Raw genomic sequence first — 17994 nt, forward strand, 5'->3', positions numbered from 1 at the left:
GGCGCCATTACTTTGATGGCATCTACAGATCATTCTTACAGCAAGGGGTGTGCCGGTGGCAGGCGGGATATACGCCAAGATGCAGCAGCGGCACCCTATACCTTGCGACAGAGTCAGCCACTGGAAATGAAAACGCCGCGCCCCCTTACGGAGACGCGGCGTTCGATCAGCCTATGGAAGCGCGAATCAGGCGAACGGATGACGCAGCACGATGGTCTCGTTGCGGTCCGGGCCGGTGGAGATGATGTCGATCGGCGCGCCGATCAGCGTCTCGATGCGCTTGATGTAGGCACGCGCATTGGCCGGCAGTTCTTCCAGGGTCTTCACACCCACGGTCGACTCGCTCCAGCCCGGCATTTCTTCGTATACCGGCTCGAGGCCGATGTAGCTGTCGGCGTCGGAAGGCGCGTCGATGACCGCACCGTTCTCGTTCTTGTAGCCCACGCAGATGTTGATGGTCTCCAGGCCGTCCAGCACGTCCAGCTTGGTCAGGCAGATGCCCGAGATGCTGTTGACGTCGATGGCGCGACGCAGGATCACGGCATCGAACCAGCCGCAACGACGAGCACGGCCGGTGGTGGAACCGAACTCGTGGCCGCGCTTGGCCAGGGTGGCGCCGGTCTCGTCGAACAGCTCGGTCGGGAACGGGCCGGAGCCGACGCGGGTGGTGTAGGCCTTGGTGATACCGAGGATGTAGTCCAGGTACATCGGGCCGACACCCGAACCAGTGGAGATGCCACCGGCGGTAGTGTTCGAGCTGGTGACGTACGGGTAGGTGCCGTGGTCGATGTCCAGCAGCGAACCCTGGGCGCCTTCGAACATGATGTCCTTGCCGGCGCGGCGCAGGTTGTGCAGCTCGGCGGTGACGTCGAGCATCATCGGTTTGAGCTGCTCGGCGTAGGCCATGCACTCATCCAGGGTCTGCTGGAAGTCGATAGCCGGCTCTTTGTAGTAATTGACCAGCTGGAAGTTGTGGTAGTCCAGCAGCTCGCCGAGCTTGGCGGCGAAACGCTCGCGGTGGAACAGGTCGCCCACGCGCAGGCCGCGGCGAGCGACCTTGTCTTCGTAGGCGGGGCCGATGCCGCGGCCGGTGGTGCCGATCTTGGCTTCGCCACGGGCTTTCTCGCGGGCCTGATCCAGGGCCACGTGGTAGGAAAGGATCAGCGGCGCGGCCGGGCTGATGCGCAGGCGCTCGCGCACCGGTACGCCCTTCTCTTCCAGCTTGGTGATTTCACGCATCAGGGCGTCCGGCGCGACGACCACGCCGTTGCCGATCAAGCACTGCACGCCTTCGCGCAGGATGCCCGACGGAATCAGGTGCAGAACGGTCTTCTCACCGTTGATCACCAGGGTGTGACCTGCGTTGTGGCCACCTTGGTAGCGCACTACGGCGGCAGCATGTTCGGTCAGCAGATCGACGATCTTGCCCTTGCCCTCATCACCCCATTGGGTGCCCAGGACGACGACATTCTTACCCATAACACTTGTCCTCATTCACGCAAACTTGGTTGCCGGCCATGCGCCGACGAGAAAATCTCATTGGGTCAGCGGCAGAACCTGCCAGCGCCCGTCTTGCTGAATCAATTGCCGATCACAATCCGCTTCGAGAGCAGCACTCAGCGGCTGGCCAGGCAGGGCCTGGACCACGCGCTGGCCCTCGGAACGCAACTGGCAGACCTGCTGCCAGAGTGCCGTATCACCGCTGTCGGGCATCCAGATCCCGCCGGCAGGCAACACGACCTCCGCTCGCCCCAGTGTGACCAGGGTCTTCAAATCCGTGGAGAAACCAGTGGCCGGGCGCGCCCGGCCGAAGTCGGCGCCGATGTCGTCGTAGCGCCCACCCTGGGCGATCGACTGACCGACGCCCGGGACGAACACGGCGAACACCACGCCGGTGTGGTAGTGGTAGCCGCGCAGCTCGCCCAGGTCGAAGTACAGCGGCAGGTCCGGGTAGCGCGCGGCCAGGCGGTCAGCGATTGCCAACAGGTCATCCAGTGCCGCGAGCACGCTGGCCGGGGCACGACCCAGGCGCACGCGCGCTTCGTTCAGCACTTCGCGACCACCGCACAGCTCGGTCAGGGCGCGCAGCATGCCGCCCAGGTCCTTCGGCAGGTCGGCGGTCAAGGCGAACACTTCGTCGCTGGCCTTGCGCTGCAAGGCGTCGAACAACTGCTGCTCGACGTCGCCAGACAGCCCGGCAGCGCGGGCCAGGCCGCGGTAGATGCCGACATGGCCGAGGTCCATGTGCACGTCCGGCACGTCGGCCAGTTGCAGCATGGCGAGCATCAGGCTGATCACCTCGACGTCGCTGGTGGGGCTGGCATCGCCATACAGCTCGGCACCCAACTGGATCGGGCTGCGCGAGGTGGACAGCGCGCGTGGCTGGGCGTGCAGGACGCTACCGGCGTAGCACAGGCGGCTCGGGCCTTCGCGGCGCAAGGTGTGGGCGTCGATGCGCGCCACCTGCGGGGTGAAGTCGGCACGGAAGCCCATCAGGCGACCGGACTGCGGGTCGACCACCTTGAAGGTACGCAGGTCCAGGTCCTGGCCGGCACCGGTGAGCAGCGATTCCAGGTACTCGATATGCGGGGTCACGACCAGTTCGTAACCCCAACTCTGGAACAGGTCCAACACCTGGCGACGCGCGATCTCGATGCGCGCCGCCTCAGGTGGCAGTACTTCCTCGATGCCATCTGGCAGAAGCCAGCGGTCTACCGTTGCCATTACGCCATTTCCCCTTAGGTCCGGGCGGCCTGCCTGCGGGCGAGCCGTCTGTGAAGCAGGCATTGGCGCACAACAGCAGGCAGCACTGATCCCAGCGCCACCGCCGTGCCAACACCCTCGAATTACACTGCGTCGTGGCCAATGAACCTTGCAGACGCAAAAAAGCCGGGAATTTCCCGGCTGACTCATCATACACCCGTTTTCGTCCGGGATGCACCCCGCCGGGCATTTTAGCTGCCCGGCGGGGTGGTCCGGTTACGGCTTGCTCTTGTCCAGGAAGCGGAAGAACTCGTTCTTCGGATCCAGGACCAGCACGTCGCTCTTGCTGGAGAAGCTCTCGCGGTACGCCAACAGGCTGCGGTAGAACGTGAAGAAGTCCGCGTCCTGGCCATAGGCCTTGGCGTAGATGGAGGCCGCCTGGGCGTCGCCATCACCGCGGGTTTCCTCGGCTTCTCGGTAAGCTTCGGCCAACAGTACACGGCGCTGGCGGTCGGCATCGGCGCGGATACCCTCGGCCAGCTCGTTACCCTTGGCGCGGTGCTCGCGGGCCTCACGCTCACGCTCGGTGCTCATGCGGTCGAACACGCTGCGGTTGACTTCCTTCGGCAGGTCAATGGCCTTGACGCGCACATCGATGACCTCGATGCCCAGCTCGTTGCTGGCCATGCGGTTCAGCGAAGCGGTGATGTCGGCCATCAGCGCGTCACGTTCACCGGAGACCACCTCGTGCAGGGTGCGTTTACCGAACTGGTCACGCAGGCCGCTTTCCAGACGACGCGACAAGCGCTCGTCGGCGATCTGCTTCATGCCCGAGGTCGCGGTGTAGAAGCGCTCGGCATCTTTGACCCGCCACTTGGCGTAGGCATCGACCATCACCGCTTTCTTTTCCAGGGTCAGGAAGCGCTGGGTCGGGGCGTCCAGGGTCATCAGGCGAGCGTCGAACTTGCGCACCTGGTTGACGTACGGGACCTTCACATGCAAGCCCGGCTGGACATCCGCCTGGACCACACGGCCGAATTGCAGCAATACCGCGCGCTCGGTCTGGGACACGATGTAGAAGCAGTTCCAGGCCACGACGGCCAGCACCACGGCGGCGATCAGGGCGATCAGCGATTTATTGCTCATCAGCGGCTCTCCCTAGAACGCAGCGGCTGTTGTTGCTGTTGCAGGTCCTGCACGGCACGCGCGGCAGCGTCATTGACCGACGGCGACACACTGCTGACCGACGCTGCGCTGTTGCGGCTGCCTTCGACCATCTTGTCCAGTGGCAGGTAGAGCAGGTTGTTCTGCCCGTCCTTGGTGGCCACCATGACCTTGCTGGTGTTGCTGTACACCTCTTGCATGGTCTCCAGGTACAGGCGCTGACGGGTGACGTCAGGGGCCTTGCGGTACTCGGCAACCAGTTTGGTGAAGCGGTCGGCCTCACCCTTGGCGCGGGCGATCACTTCATCACGGTAGCCATTGGCGTCCTCGATGATGCGCTGGGCCTGGCCACGGGCTTCGGGCACCACGCCATTGGCGTAGGACTCGGCCTGGTTGCGCGCACGCTGCTCGTCTTCACGGGCACGGATCACGTCGTCGAAGGCTTCCTGCACTTCACGCGGGGCTGCCGCGCTCTGCACGTTGACCTGGGTGACGGTGATACCCGTGCGGTAGGTGTCGAGGAAGCGCTGCAGGCGTTCGCGGATATCCACGGCCATCTGCTCACGGCCCTCGGTCAGCACCTGGTCCATCGAGGTGGAACCCACGACGTGGCGCAGGGCGCTGTCGGTGGCATGCTGCAGGCTGACTTCCGGCTGGTCGACGTTGAGGATGAAATCCTGCAGGTTGCTGATCTTGTACTGCACGGTCAGCGGCACCTCGACGATGTTCTCGTCCTCGGTGAGCATCTGGCCCTGCTTGGTATAAGCACGCTCGCGCGTGACGTTTTCCATGTACTTGCGGTCGATCGGCGGGAAGTAGATGTTCAGGCCGGGGCCGACGGTCTCGTAGTACTTGCCGAAGCGCAGCACCACGGCCTGCTCCTGCTCGTCGACGACGTACACGGCGCTGTACAGCCAGATAGCCGCGAGCACGGCCAGGCCAATGCCCAGCAGGCCATAGCCACCGCCCTTGCCGATGTTGCGGTCACCACTGCCACCGCGTTTCTTGCCACTGCCGAACATGCCGTTCAGGCTGTCCTGCAGCTTGCGGAAGGCCTCGTCGAGATCCGGTGGACCTTTCTTGTCGCCACCACCACCGCCACCGCGGCGGCCGCCCCAGGGATCCTGATTGTTCGAGTTGCCACCCGGCTCATTCCAAGCCATAGCGCTCTCCATCTGATAAAGCAAAGACGCGCCCACGGCGCGCCGTCCAATGCTACAGAATGCCTGTCATAGTCGCCCGGCGACCTCGCTGGGCATTTATTGCAAAGTGTGTTGCTCAATGAACACGTGCGGCTCAAGGCCTTCACGACTGACCAGGCGATTCAGTTCGACCTGGGGCAGACGCAGGCTCAAGAGGCTGCAACCCTCTTCATCGTGCGCTTCGCCTTGCACTGCGCCGAGCGCAAAGAATTGCGCGCGCAGGCGGGCAAATCGCTGTTCAAGGCGCAAGGTTCCGACAAACAGGTCATCCCCCAGCAACTCGGCAATCGCCTGGCCGACCAGCTCCAGACCACGTCCATCACGCGCCGATACCCAGACCCGCTGCGGCTTGCCATCGGCATCGCGCTGGATCTGCGGCTCGACATCTTCGAGCAGGTCGAGTTTGTTATAGACCTCGAGGATCGGCAAGCCTTCGGCACCGATCTCGCCCAGTACCGCCAACACTTGCTCGATCTGCTCCATGCGCTCCGGCTCATGGGCGTCGATCACATGCAGCAGCAGGTCGGAGTTGCTCGACTCTTCGAGCGTAGCGCGAAACGCCTCGACCAGCTTGTGTGGCAGGTGACGAATGAAACCCACGGTGTCGGCCAGCACGATCGGCCCGAGGTCGCTCAGTTCGAGCCGGCGCAAGGTCGGGTCGAGGGTGGCGAACAACTGGTCAGCAGCGTAGACGTCGGACTGGGTCAGGGCGTTGAACAGGGTGGACTTGCCGGCGTTGGTATAGCCCACCAGCGAGACCGACGGGATGTCGGCGCGCTTGCGCCCCCGACGCGCCTGCTCGCGCTGGCTGCGCACCTTTTCCAGGCGTGCCTTGATCTGGCGCAGGCGCACCCGCAGCAGGCGGCGGTCGGTTTCCAACTGGGTTTCACCCGGGCCGCGCAGGCCGATACCGCCTTTCTGCCGCTCAAGGTGGGTCCAGCCGCGCACGAGTCGCGTGCTCATGTGTTCGAGCTGGGCCAGCTCGACCTGCAGCTTGCCTTCATGGGTACGCGCCCGCTGGGCGAAGATGTCGAGGATCAAACCGGTGCGGTCAAGCACGCGACACTCGAAGACACGCTCGAGGTTACGTTCCTGACTGGGGGTGAGGGTGTGATTGAAGATCACCAGGTCGGCTTCTTCAGCCTTGACCAGGTCACGCAGCTCCTCGACCTTGCCGCTGCCGATAAGGAACTTGGCCGTAGGCTGGTGCCGTGCCACTGTGGCCAGGTAGACGATGTCCGCTCCGGCCGACAGTGCCAGCTCCTGAAACTCCTGCGGGTCTTCGCGCGCCTCAGGGTTCTGACCTTCCAAGTGAACGAGCAACGCCCGTTCACCACCACCGTGGCGCTCAAAGAACAATGCAGGCTCCTAACTCAGGCGTTGCCTGGCTCGCTGTCGCCGTGATCGGAATCGGACATTTGCAGGCGAACCGGACGGGCAGGAACAACAGTCGAAATAGCGTGCTTGTAGACCATCTGGCTGACAGTGTTCTTCAGCAGCACGACGAACTGGTCGAAGGATTCGATCTGGCCCTGCAACTTGATCCCGTTAACCAGGTAGATGGAAACCGGAACCTTCTCTTTTCTCAAGGTGTTCAAGTAAGGGTCTTGTAGCGAATGCCCTTTTGACATATGCCGCACTCCTGTAAGGATAAATAGTAGAAAAACAGTAAAAATCGATAGATTCAGCCGCCCAATCGCAAGAATAGACGGCAAATGCAGGGACTCAGCTCAATATGGAGACGGCGCCCAGGTATTTCAAGGTGCGGGACAGATTGTCGCAGGCCAGGCTGTCCAGCCAGTGTACGTCGGGCCAGCCGCGCAACCAGGTGAATTGCCGTTTCGCCAATTGGCGTGTGGCAATGATACCGCGCTCACGCATCTGCTCGGCGCTCAACTTGCCGTCCAGATGATCCCAGACCTGTCGATACCCCACTGCCCGTATAGACGGCAGCCCCGCATGCAAGTCACTTCTGGCTCGCAACCCTCGGACCTCGTCAACGAAGCCCTGTTCCAGCATTTGCGAGAATCGTAGCGCAATTCGCTCGTGCAAAATGTGACGATCTGTAGGCGCAATCGCCAAACTGGCCACAGTATAGGGGAAATGTCCGCTTGCGCCTGCGCCTGAACCGTGACTTTCCGTGAATTGACGCTGGCGGTGCGCGGTCATGCTTTCACCACTCACCCGGTAGACCTCCAGGGCGCGGATCAGCCGCTGCGGATCGTTGGGGTGGATGCGCGCGGCCGACTCCGGGTCGACCTCGGCCAACTGCCGATGCAATTCGCCCAACCCCAGTGCGCGGGCCTGGGCCTCCAGCTCGGCGCGCACCACAGGGTCGGCCGCCGGCATATCGGCCAGGCCATCGAGCAATGCCTTGTAATACAGCATGGTGCCGCCGACCAGCAACGGGATGTTGCCACGCGCGCTGATCTCGGCCATCGCCGCCAGGGCGTCAGTGCAGAACTGCGCCGCGGAATAGCTCTCGGCCGGATCCAGGATGTCGATCAGCCGGTGCGGGTGCGCCGCCAACACTGCCTTGGAGGGTTTGGCGGAGCCGATGTCCATGCCGCGGTAGACCAGCGCCGAATCGACGCTGACCAACTCGCACGGCAGCACCCGGGTCAGCTCGATGGCCAGGTCGGTCTTGCCGGCCGCCGTCGGGCCCATGAGAAATATCGCTGGGGGCTTGCCGCTCATTTCATCGACCGCGCAGGAAGAGTTTGTCCAGGTCATCCAGGCCCATCTGGGTCCAGGTCGGACGGCCGTGGTTGCACTGGCCGCTGCGCTCGGTGTTTTCCATGTCACGCAGCAGTGCGTTCATCTCGGGGATGGCCAGGCGCCGGTTGGCGCGCACCGCGCCGTGGCAGGCCATGGTGCCGAGCAATTCGTTGAGGTGCGCCTGGATGCGGTCGCTGGTGCCGTATTCCATCAGGTCGGCGAGCACATCCTGCACCAGGCGATTGGCCTCGGCCTGTTTGAGCAGCGCCGGGATCTGCCGGATGGCCAGGGTTTCCGGGCCCAGCCGCTGGAGTTCGAAGCCCAGGCGCTGGAACCATTGGGCGTGCTCCTCGGCACAATCCGCCTCGCGCTGGCTCAGCGCCAGCGACTCGGGCACCAGCAGCGGCTGACCGCTCAAGCCCTCACTGGCCATCGCCACCTTGAGCCGCTCGTACATGATCCGCTCGTGGGCCGCGTGCATGTCCACCAGCACCAAGCCCACAGCGTTCTCGGCCAGGATATAGATGCCCTTGAGCTGCGCCAGCGCGTAACCCAGCGGCGGAATGTCGCCCTGGCTTTCCGGCAGCGGCGCGGGCGCCGCCGTACCGTTGTTCAGCGGCGCGAAGAACTCTCGGTATACCGCCTGGGCCTCGGCCGCCGGCACCGGTTGCGACGGCCGCGGGGTGTATTGGTATTGGTAGCCGGCACCAGCGCCACTGGAGGAAAACGCCCCACGCTGTTCGGCCTGGGGCTGTTCGAGCACCGGCGTGGCCAGGCGCATCTCGCCCTGGGGGCCGAACTCGCCGGCCTGCTGGCCGCTGGGGCGGACGATTTCGGTGGCAGCGGCGGGAGCGGCCAGTTGGTCTTCCGGGCGGACATCGGCCAGGGCGCGGTGCAGGGTGCCGTAGAGGAAGTCGTGGACCATGCGCCCTTCGCGGAAGCGCACCTCGTGCTTGGTCGGGTGGACGTTGACGTCAACGCCGTTGGGCTCGAGTTCCAGGAACAGCACGAAGGTCGGGTGCCGGCCATTGAACAGCACGTCGCGGTAGGCCTGGCGCACCGCGTGGGCAACCAGCTTGTCGCGCACCGCGCGGCCATTGACGAAGAAGTACTGCAAATCGGCCTGGCTGCGCGAAAAGGTCGGCAGACCGACCCACCCCCACAGGCGCAGGCCGTTGCGCTCGACATCGATGGGCAGCGCCTGCTCCAGGAAGCCCGGCCCGCAGATCGCGCCGACCCGCCGTGCGCGAGCCATTTCGTCCGGCGCCTCGTGCAGGCTGAGAATGCTCTTGCCGTTGTGCCGCAGGTGGAAGCCCACGTCGAAACGCGCCAGCGCCAGGCGCCGGATCACTTCCTGGAGGTGGTCGAATTCGGTCTTCTCGGCCTTGAGGAACTTGCGCCGGGCCGGAGTGTTGAAGAACAGGTCGCGCACCTCGACCGAGGTGCCGACCGGGTGGGCGGCCGGCTGCACCCGGGGGGTCATGTCGCGGCCTTCGGTCTCCACTTGCCAGGCCTCGGAGGCTGAGGCGGTGCGCGAGGTGAGGGTCAGGCGCGCCACCGAGCTGATCGAGGCCAGGGCCTCGCCACGAAAGCCCAGGCTCAGCACACCTTCGAGGTCTTCCAGCTCGCGAATCTTGCTGGTGGCATGACGCGCCAGGGCCAGCGGCAGGTCGTCGGCGGCGATGCCGCCGCCGTCATCCCGCACCCGCAGCAGCTTGACCCCGCCCTGCTCGACTTCCACATCGATGCGCTTGGCGCCGGAATCGAGGCTGTTCTCCAACAGTTCCTTGGCCACCGAAGCCGGGCGCTCGACCACCTCGCCCGCGGCGATCTGGTTGGCCAGCCGAGGGCTGAGCAACTGGATCCGCGAACCGCCGCTCATTGCTGCGACGCCAGGGTGGTGCTGGGGATGTCCAGGTGCTGGCCGACCTTCAGCTCGTCACTCTTGAGACTGTTGGCATTGCGCACGCTGGCGACGCTGACCTGGTAGCGCACGGCGATCATCGCCAGGGTTTCGCCCGGGCGCACGGTGTGCTCGCGCGGGCCCTGGGCGATCTTGCCGGTGTCGCGCAGCCAGGCGATGTAGGTGCCCGGTGGCGGGTTCTGCTGGAAGAACTGGCGCACGCCGGTGTGGATCGAACGCGCTAGGGCCTGCTGGTGGCCCTTGGTGGCCAGTTTGGCAGCTTCATTGGCGTTGGAGATGAACCCGGTTTCCACGAGAATCGATGGAATATCCGGCGACTTCAGCACCATGAAGCCAGCCTGCTCCACACGCTGCTTGTGCAGCGAGGTGATGCGCCCCATGTTGCCGAGCACCTTCTGCCCCACGTTCAGGCTCGAACTGAGGGTGGCGGTCATCGACAGGTCGAGCAGCACCCCGGCGAGCATGCGGTCCTTGTCGTCGAGGCTGACGTTGCCGGCGCCGCCGATCAGGTCGGAGCGGTTTTCGCTGTCGGCCAGCCAGCGCGCAGTCTCGGACGTGGCGCCACGGTCGGACAGGGCGAACACCGAGGCGCCGAAGGCGGCCTTGGACGGCGCGGCGTCGGCATGGATCGAGATGAACAGGTCGGCCCCCTTCTTGCGGGCGATCTCGGTGCGTTTGCGCAACGGAATGAAGTAGTCGCCGGTACGGGTCAACTCGGCGCGGTACCCCTTCTCGGTGTTGATCTGGCGCTGCAGCTCGCGGGCGATCTCGAGCACGATGTCCTTCTCGTGCTGCCCGCGCGAGCCGGAGGCACCCGGGTCTTCACCGCCGTGGCCAGCGTCGATGGCGACGACGATGTCACGCTTGCCATTGGGCACCGGTGGCAGCTTGATCGCCGGTTGCGCCGGCGTCACTGGGACCGCGGGCGGCGTGGGTGGCACCTGCGCCGGCGGCGGGGTCGGGTTGCTGGCGGCGACGGCATCGGCCTCCTGGTCGTACAGGTCGACCACCAGGCGGTTGCCGTACTGGGCATTCGGCGCCAGGGTGAAGCTCTTGGGAGTGACGGCCTTGTTCAGGTCGACCACCACGCGCAGGTCGCTGGGCGTGCGCTGAGCCGAACGCACGCTGGTGATCGGAGTGTTCGAGGTGGAGACGTTCAACGGCGCGGCCAGGGTCGCGCCGTTGATGTCGATGACCAGGCGATCCGGCGCGCTGAGGGTGAAGACACTGTGCTGCACCGGGCCGGACAGGTCGAACACCAACCGCGTGTTGTCCGGTGCGCGCCACAGGCGCATGCTCTTGACTTGTGTGACGGCCAGAGCGTCAACGGTCACCGCGGTCAGCAGCAGCCCAACGACGGCGACCAGTGCGCGTATGCGCATACCTTTCCCCACTTACTGTTTGTATTCGGCCGCCAGATTGGCGCACCAGGCTTCGCCGCGAGCCCCCTGCGGCGACAGGTTCAGCGAGCGGCCGCCCGCTTGGGGGCTTATGGTAATGGTCAGGTCGGGCTTTGGCAAAACGCCCGCGCCTTTCTGCGGCCACTCGAACAGGCATAGAGGGTCGCCTTCGAAGTAGTCGCGTATACCCATGAACTCCAGCTCTTCCGGGTCGACCAGGCGATACAGGTCGAAGTGGTAGGCCCGCACTTCGCCGATTTCGTAGGGTTCTACCACGGTAAATGTAGGGCTTTTCACCGGGCCAGTGTGGCCCAGCCCGCGAATCAGACCGCGCGACAGGGTGGTCTTGCCGGCCCCCAGGTCGCCTTCGAGAAAGATCACGCCGTGGCCACCGGTCACCTCGGCCAGGCGCGCGCCAAAGGCGACGGTGGCTGGCTCATCGGCCAGAAAAAAGGTTATGCCTGACACGCTGAATGTTCCTCCAACAACTCACGTATGACCGGCGCCAGGTCACTGGCCGCCAGCCCTCTACCTTTCACCCCGAGCCGCTCGCCGGCGCAGGCATGCAACCAGACGCCCAGGCAGCCCGCTTGCCAGGCGCCGAGGCCCTGGGCCAGCAGCGCTGCCAGCACACCGGCCAGCACATCGCCAAGCCCAGCGCCCGCCATCGCCGGGTGCCCACGTTCGCACAGCGCCAGCTCCCCGCTGGGCGCGGCCACCAGGGTGCCCGCGCCCTTGAGCACGCAGACGCTGTCGTGCCGCCGTGCAAGCTTGCGCGCCGCCCCGACGCGGTCGGCCTGCACCGCCTCGGTCGACACCCCGAGCAAGCGCGCGGCCTCGCCCGGGTGCGGCGTCAGGATGCTGCCGCTGGGCAACGTCAATGGCGCGCGGGCCAGCAGGTTCAGGGCGTCGGCGTCCCACACTTGCGGCAAGGGCGCATTGGCCACCGCCGACAGCAGGCTGCGGCCCCAGGCCGCCTGGCCCAGGCCGGGCCCCACCACCAGCACCGAGGCGCGTGCCAGTGCGTCGGTCAACTGATTGGCCGAGTTCGCCCCCAGGCACATGACCTCCGGCAACCGCGCAAGGCTTGCCGCGACATGCTCGGGCCGGGTCGCCACGCTGACCAGGCCGGCACCGCAGCGCAACGCCGCCTCGGCACTGAGCAACACGGCGCCGCCGGTGCCCAGGTCGCCACCGACCACCAGCACATGGCCGAAGTCACCCTTGTGGGCGTCCACGAGGCGTGCGGGCAGGTGCGCGACGGTCAGTGCGCTGAGCGGTTGCGGCATGTTGTCGGGGTGTTTGGTCCGAGGCATGGGGTCAAAGGCTCCGATGTCTGGCAGAATTATACGCACCTGAGCCCGTATTGCCTTGTCCATCCATGTCCGCCTGCACCCCTGACCTCGCCACCCTGGCCCAATCGATCAAGGATTGGGGCCGCGAACTCGGTTTTGCCCACGTAGGCATCGCCGGCATCGACCTTGGCGAACACGAACAGCACCTGCAACGCTGGCTCGATGCCGGCTACCAGGGCGAGATGGATTACCTGGCCGCCCACGGCACGAAACGCTCGCGCCCCGCCGAACTGATCCCCGGCACCTTGCGGGTGGTGTCGCTGCGCATGGACTACCTGCCCGGCGACACGCTGATGGCCCAACGCCTGGCCCAGCCAGAGAAAGCCTACATCTCGCGCTACGCCTTGGGCCGCGACTACCACAAGCTGGTGCGCAAGCGCGTGCAGCACCTGGCCGACCGCATCCAGGAGGCGATCGGCCCGTTCGGCTACCGCGCCTTCGTCGACAGCGCCCCGGTGCTGGAAAAGGCCCTCGCCGAGCAGGCGGGGCTGGGCTGGATCGGCAAGAACACCCTGCTGCTGAACCGCAAGGCCGGCAGCTATTTCTTCCTCGCCGAGCTGTTCGTCGACGTGCCGCTGCCGGTGGATGGCGCCCAGGGCACCGAGCACTGCGGTCGCTGCCAGGCGTGCCTGGACATGTGCCCGACCAAGGCCTTCGTCGCGCCCTACACCCTGGATGCACGGCGCTGCATCTCCTACCTGACCATCGAGCTCAAGCAGGCCATTCCGGTGGAACTGCGCCCACTGATCGGCAACCGAGTGTTCGGCTGCGACGACTGCCAGATCGTCTGCCCATGGAACCGCTTCGCCCGCCCCACCGGCGAGAACGACTTCAAGCCACGCCATGGCCTGGACAACGCGGAACTGGCGACCTTGTTCCTGTGGGACGAGAAGACCTTCCTGGCCCACACCGAAGGCTCGCCGCTGCGCCGCGCCGGCTACGAGCGCTGGCTGCGCAACCTGGCGGTGGGGCTGGGCAACGCGCCGTCGACAATACCGGTGCTGGAGGCGCTGCGGGCGCGGCGCGAGCACCCGTCGGCGCTGGTGCGCGAGCATGTGGAATGGGCGTTGGCACAGCACGCCGGCAAAGCCTGACACCATGCGCCCCAAAGGGTGGGCGCACAGCGCTCACTGCTGGTCGTTGTAATGAAACTTGGGCATTTCCCAATGAAACCGGATCGCCAGCAAGCGCACCAGGAACCCGCCGAACAACGTCAGCAACATCGCCTGCTCGGCCGGCACCTGGAAGTGCACGCAGCCCAGGTAGAACCACGCGGCGGCGAACGACACGCTGGCATACAGCTCGCGGCGGAACACCAGGGGGATGTCGTTGCAGAAGATGTCCCGCAGGATGCCGCCGAACACCCCGGTGATCACCCCGCTGATCGACGCCACCAGCATGCCCTGGCCCATCTCCAGCGCGGTCATGCAGCCGATCAGGGTGAACGCCACCAGGCCCAGGGCGTCGAGCACCAGAAACAGCGAGCGCAGATGGCGCATCAAGGGTGCGATGAAGATCGTCAGCAGCGCGGCGAAGCTGGTCAGCACCAGGTACTCCGGGTGCTTGACCCACGTCAGCGGGTAATGCCCGAGCAGCACGTCGCGCACCGAGCCGCCGCCCAGGGCAGTGACGCAGGCGATCAGCACCACGCCGAACCAGTCCATGCCGCGCCGCCCGGCGGACAACGCGCCGGTCATGGCTTCGGCGGTAATGGCGATGAGGTAGAGCATCAACAACATGGCGCAGGTCCGTGCGGGAAAAGGCGCGCAGTCTACCCAGTCAAGCGGGGCACCAGAAGAGGGCGCCGCGGCGCCCTGGCGCATCACACCTTGATGAAGTGCTCGCGATAGTGGCGCAGCTCGGCGATGGATTCGCGGATGTCGTCCAGCGCCAGGTGGGTGCTGCCCTTCTTGAAGCTGTCACGCACCTGCGGCGCCCAGCGCGCGGCCAGTTCCTTCAGGGTCGAGACATCGAGGTTGCGGTAGTGGAAATAGCCTTCCAGCGCCGGCATGTGGCGGTACAGGAAGCGGCGGTCCTGGCAGATGCTGTTGCCGCAGATGGGCGACTTGCCCTTGGGCACCCATTGTTCGAGAAACGCCAGCGTCTGGGCCTCGGCCTCGGCCATGCCCACACGGCTTTCGCGCACGCGCTGGGTCAGGCCCGAAGCGCCGTGGGTGCGGGTGTTCCACTCGTCCATGCGCGCCAGCACGGCATCGCTGTGGTGGATGGCGATCACCGGGCCTTCGGCCAGGGTGTTCAGCTCGCTGTCGGTGACGATGGTGGCCATCTCGATGATGACGTCGTTGTCCGGGTCCAGGCCGGTCATCTCCAGATCGATCCAGATCAGGTTCTGTGGGTTCAGCATGAATAGGCTCCTCGAATAGGCCGCCATATTAGCCTAGTGGAGCATGCTAAACTGCCTGCCGTTTTCTTTTGCACCGCCAACACGGAACCTTCATGGCCAAACGCCAGCTCAACCGCCGCCAGAACTGGCGCATCGAAAAGATCCAAGGCGAACGCGCCGCCCGCGCCGCCAAACGTGAGCAGCACGCCCTGCAGGAGCTGGAAGGCGGCGACCTGGGCCCCGAGCAGTTGGGCCTGGTGATCGCCCACTTCGGCGTCACCGTCGAGGTCGAGGCCCAGGACGGCGAAGCCGCCGGCCAGGTGTTCCGTTGCCACCTGCGCGCCAACCTGCCGGCCCTGGTCACCGGTGACCGCGTGGTGTGGCGCGCCGGCAACCAGGGCAATGGCGTGATCGTCGCGCAGATGCCGCGCAGCGCCGAGCTGTGCCGGCCGAACAACCACGGCCAGCTCAAGCCGGTGGCGGCCAACGTCGACCTGATCGTGATCGTCTTCGCCCCGGCGCCGGAGCCCCAGGCCAACCTCATCGACCGCTACCTGGTGGCCGCCGAGCACGCCGGCATCCGCCCGTTGCTGCTGCTGAACAAGGCCGACCTGATCAACGACGACAACGCGCCGACGCTCAACGCGCTGCTGGCGGTGTACCGTGACCTCGGCTATCCGTTGCTGGAGGTGTCCGCGCACCAGGGCGATGGCATGCAACGCCTGCAACAGACGCTGGATGGGCACATCAGTGTGTTCGTGGGGCAATCCGGGGTGGGCAAGTCGTCGCTGGTCAACAGCCTGCTGCCGGATGCGCAGACCCGTGTCGGCGACCTCTCCGAGTGGTCGGGCCAAGGCACCCATACCACCACCACCGCGCGGCTCTATCACTTCCCCAATGGCGGCGACCTGATCGACTCGCCGGGCATCCGCGAGTTTGGCCTGGCGCATGTCAGCCGTGACGACGTCGAGGCGGGGTTCATCGAATTCCGCGACCTGCTCGGCGGCTGCCGTTTCCGCGATTGCAAGCATGACCGCGAACCGGGGTGCGCGCTGCTCAAGGCGCTAGAGGAAGGGCGGGTGTCGGCGCAGCGGATGCACAGCTACCGCTCGATCGTGGCGAGCCTGACCCAGGACACCTACTGACCCGCAGGCGCCACGCCCCTGTAGGAGCGGGCTTGTCCCGCGCCTGCAAGGTGAACGTGCGTTGCTGCGAGCGGGTTTAGTTTTCCTTGGTCTCGTCCATCTTCAACACGCCATCCTCGAAGATGTTCAGCTTCTGGCGCAGCTCACGCGGCTGCATTGGCGCCGAGCCGTCGGCGGGCGCCGCCGAGGAGGCGCCCGGCGTGGCATCGGCCGGCGGTGTCGGGTTGGCCGGGTCTTGCGGTGCACCCTGCTCGCCTTCGATGTCGCGCTGGGCCTTCTTGGTCAGGACGATGATGTCGATACGGCGGTTCACCGGGTTGAACGGGTTCTCGCGGTCGAACAGCGACGACGATGCATACCCCACCACTCGCGCCACCTGGCCGTCCGGGTAGCCACCGGCGACCAGCGCGCGACGCGCGGCGTTGGCACGGTTGGCCGACAGCTCCCAGTTGCCGTAGTCGCCGCTGCCGGCATACGGCTTGGCGTCGGTGTGGCCGCTGACGCTGATCTTGTTCGGCACCGCCTTGATGGTGTCGGCCATCGCCAGCAGGATGTCCTCGAAGTACGGCTTCAAGCGCGCGCTGCCCAGGTCGAACATCGGCCGGTTCTCGGCATCCATGATCTGGATGCGCAGGCCGTCCTGGGTGATCTCGAACAGGATCTGGTCCTTGAACTTCTGCAGTTGCGGGTTCGCCTCGACCTTGTTCTGCAATTCCTGCAGCAGCAGGTTGAGGCGCTCTTGCTCGACCTGCTCGGCCATGCTCTCGATCCGATCCTTGTCCATCTGGATGCTGGTATCGGGGGTCGGCTCGGACTTCTGCTCAGGGTTGATGGTCTTTTCCGGCGCCAGCTGCGGCGAGCCACCCAGGTCGATGACGTAGGGCGTGCCGCTCTCGGAGAAACCGATCGGGTCCTTGAAGTAGCCGGCAATGGCGATCTTCTGCTCGGGCGTGGCGGTGGACAGCAACCACAGCACCAGGAAGAACGCCATCATCGCCGTGGCGAAGTCGGCAAAGGCGATCTTCCAGGAGCCGCCGTGGTGGCCGTCGCCATAGCGCTTGACGCGCTTGACGATGATGGGCTGATTGTTCTCCATGGCTTAGCGACCGCGAACCGCTTGTTCCAGTTCGGCGAAGCTTGGGCGGTGCGCCGGGTACAGCACCTTGCGCCCGAACTCCACGGCCAACGACGGCGGCATGCCGGAGGCCGAAGCCACCAGGGAAGCCTTGATCGCCTCGTAGACGTTCAGCTCTTCCTTGGCATCGTGACGCAGACAGTTGGCCAACGGGCCGAAGAAGCCGTAGGCGGCGAGAATACCGAAGAAGGTACCGACCAGCGCCGCGCCCACGTGCAGGCCGATGGACTTCTGGTCGCCATCGCCGAGCGAGGCCATGGTCACCACGATACCCAGTACCGCCGCAACGATACCGAAGCCAGGCATGGCATCGGCGACGCTGGTCACCGAGTGGGACGGGTGCTCGAGGTCTTCCTTTAGGCTCAGCAGCTCCATGTCGAACAGGCCTTCGAGCTCGTGCGGCGCCATGTTGCCGGTGGACATGATGCGCAGGTAGTCGCAGACGAACGCGGTCATGCGCGCATCGCCCATCACCGCAGGGTACTTGGCGAAGATCGGGCTGGCCGCGGGGTCTTCGATGTCGCCCTCGATGGCCATCATGCCTTCGCGACGACTCTTGTTGAGAATCTCGTAGATCAGCCCGAGCACCTCCAGGTAGAAGGTGTGGGTGAAACGGGTGCCGAACATCTTCAGCGACTTCTTGATTACATGCATCGTCATGTAACCAGGGTTGGCCTGAAGGAATGCACCAAAGGCGGCCCCGCCGATGATCAGCACTTCGAACGGTTGGATCAGGGCCGCGATCTTGCCGTGGGAAAGCACATACCCGCCGAGCACGCTCGCGAATACGACGATGATGCCGATAATTTTAGCCATAAGTTGGAAGCACTTACTGTCGTGGTCAGGGTCAGGGGCGGAAGCTTTTAAACTCTTCTTCTACTTATCGGCAGAACTGCGCCAGACT

General features: G+C 65.2%; 17 protein-coding genes. 2 read left to right on the plus strand and 15 right to left on the minus strand.

Annotated features, from left to right (window positions below):
- Nucleotides 1–186: 186 nt before the first annotated feature.
- From P0Y43_RS24435 to P0Y43_RS24485, 11 genes are all read right to left on the minus strand, one after another.
- On the minus strand, nucleotides 187–1479 hold the full coding sequence (locus tag P0Y43_RS24435; protein WP_275639819.1) for an adenylosuccinate synthase: 1293 nt from the start codon (nucleotides 1477–1479) through the stop codon (nucleotides 187–189).
- Between the two features lie 57 nt (nucleotides 1480–1536).
- Nucleotides 1537–2724, minus strand: a complete 1188-nt coding sequence (locus P0Y43_RS24440; RefSeq protein ID WP_275639820.1) for an ATP phosphoribosyltransferase regulatory subunit — start codon at nucleotides 2722–2724, stop codon at nucleotides 1537–1539.
- A gap of 255 nt (nucleotides 2725–2979) precedes the next feature.
- Nucleotides 2980–3849: a protease modulator HflC gene (gene hflC / locus P0Y43_RS24445; RefSeq protein WP_275639821.1), complete on the minus strand. Its 870-nt coding sequence runs from the start codon at nucleotides 3847–3849 to the stop codon at nucleotides 2980–2982.
- Nucleotides 3849–5030 (minus strand): FtsH protease activity modulator HflK, encoded by a 1182-nt coding sequence (hflK, locus tag P0Y43_RS24450; RefSeq protein WP_275639822.1) that lies wholly within the window; start codon nucleotides 5028–5030, stop codon nucleotides 3849–3851. Before hflK ends, hflC begins: the two co-directional genes overlap by 1 nt.
- Before the next feature lie 96 nt (nucleotides 5031–5126).
- Nucleotides 5127–6428, minus strand: coding sequence for a ribosome rescue GTPase HflX (gene hflX, locus P0Y43_RS24455; protein ID WP_275639823.1), 1302 nt, complete (start codon nucleotides 6426–6428; stop codon nucleotides 5127–5129).
- A 14-nt stretch (nucleotides 6429–6442) separates the two neighbouring features.
- Entirely contained in the window at nucleotides 6443–6700 is a 258-nt protein-coding gene (gene hfq / locus P0Y43_RS24460; protein WP_275639824.1) for an RNA chaperone Hfq, read from the minus strand.
- Nucleotides 6701–6794: 94 nt separating this feature from the next.
- Nucleotides 6795–7766: a tRNA (adenosine(37)-N6)-dimethylallyltransferase MiaA gene (gene miaA, locus P0Y43_RS24465; protein ID WP_275640220.1), complete on the minus strand. Its 972-nt coding sequence runs from the start codon at nucleotides 7764–7766 to the stop codon at nucleotides 6795–6797.
- A 1-nt stretch (nucleotide 7767) separates the two neighbouring features.
- Entirely contained in the window at nucleotides 7768–9669 is a 1902-nt protein-coding gene (gene mutL / locus P0Y43_RS24470; RefSeq protein WP_275639825.1) for a DNA mismatch repair endonuclease MutL, read from the minus strand.
- A complete protein-coding gene (locus P0Y43_RS24475; protein ID WP_430540278.1) occupies nucleotides 9666–11105 on the minus strand; it encodes an N-acetylmuramoyl-L-alanine amidase in 1440 nt (479 codons plus the stop codon). Before P0Y43_RS24475 ends, mutL begins: the two co-directional genes overlap by 4 nt.
- Nucleotides 11106–11570, minus strand: a complete 465-nt coding sequence (gene tsaE / locus P0Y43_RS24480; protein ID WP_430540285.1) for a tRNA (adenosine(37)-N6)-threonylcarbamoyltransferase complex ATPase subunit type 1 TsaE — start codon at nucleotides 11568–11570, stop codon at nucleotides 11106–11108.
- Nucleotides 11567–12427, minus strand: a complete 861-nt coding sequence (locus P0Y43_RS24485) for an NAD(P)H-hydrate dehydratase (RefSeq protein ID WP_275639828.1) — start codon at nucleotides 12425–12427, stop codon at nucleotides 11567–11569. Before P0Y43_RS24485 ends, tsaE begins: the two co-directional genes overlap by 4 nt.
- 65 nt (nucleotides 12428–12492) lie before the next feature.
- On the opposite strand from P0Y43_RS24485, the gene queG reads away from it, so the two are divergent.
- On the plus strand, nucleotides 12493–13560 hold the full coding sequence (gene queG, locus P0Y43_RS24490) for a tRNA epoxyqueuosine(34) reductase QueG (protein WP_275639829.1): 1068 nt from the start codon (nucleotides 12493–12495) through the stop codon (nucleotides 13558–13560).
- Between the two features lie 33 nt (nucleotides 13561–13593).
- On the opposite strand, the gene P0Y43_RS24495 is transcribed toward queG, so the two are convergent.
- Nucleotides 13594–14205: a trimeric intracellular cation channel family protein gene (locus P0Y43_RS24495; RefSeq protein WP_186555608.1), complete on the minus strand. Its 612-nt coding sequence runs from the start codon at nucleotides 14203–14205 to the stop codon at nucleotides 13594–13596.
- 83 nt (nucleotides 14206–14288) lie between these two features.
- Nucleotides 14289–14831, minus strand: a complete 543-nt coding sequence (gene orn, locus P0Y43_RS24500) for an oligoribonuclease (protein WP_275639830.1) — start codon at nucleotides 14829–14831, stop codon at nucleotides 14289–14291.
- 92 nt (nucleotides 14832–14923) lie between these two features.
- Between orn and rsgA the strand changes: the two genes are divergently transcribed.
- Nucleotides 14924–15955, plus strand: coding sequence for a small ribosomal subunit biogenesis GTPase RsgA (rsgA, locus tag P0Y43_RS24505; protein WP_275639831.1), 1032 nt, complete (start codon nucleotides 14924–14926; stop codon nucleotides 15953–15955).
- A 76-nt stretch (nucleotides 15956–16031) separates the two neighbouring features.
- Here the strand turns inward: rsgA and motB are convergent, their stop codons facing one another.
- The gene (motB, locus tag P0Y43_RS24510) at nucleotides 16032–17051 is read right to left on the minus strand and encodes a flagellar motor protein MotB (RefSeq protein WP_275639832.1); all 1020 of its coding nucleotides are present in this window, start codon (nucleotides 17049–17051) and stop codon (nucleotides 16032–16034) included.
- 3 nt (nucleotides 17052–17054) lie between these two features.
- Nucleotides 17055–17906: a flagellar motor stator protein MotA gene (motA, locus tag P0Y43_RS24515; protein WP_275639833.1), complete on the minus strand. Its 852-nt coding sequence runs from the start codon at nucleotides 17904–17906 to the stop codon at nucleotides 17055–17057.
- Nucleotides 17907–17994: the final 88 nt, after the last annotated feature.

Source organism: Pseudomonas entomophila (genome assembly GCF_029193575.1).
Taxonomy (GTDB): Bacteria; Pseudomonadota; Gammaproteobacteria; order Pseudomonadales; family Pseudomonadaceae; genus Aquipseudomonas; species Aquipseudomonas entomophila_G.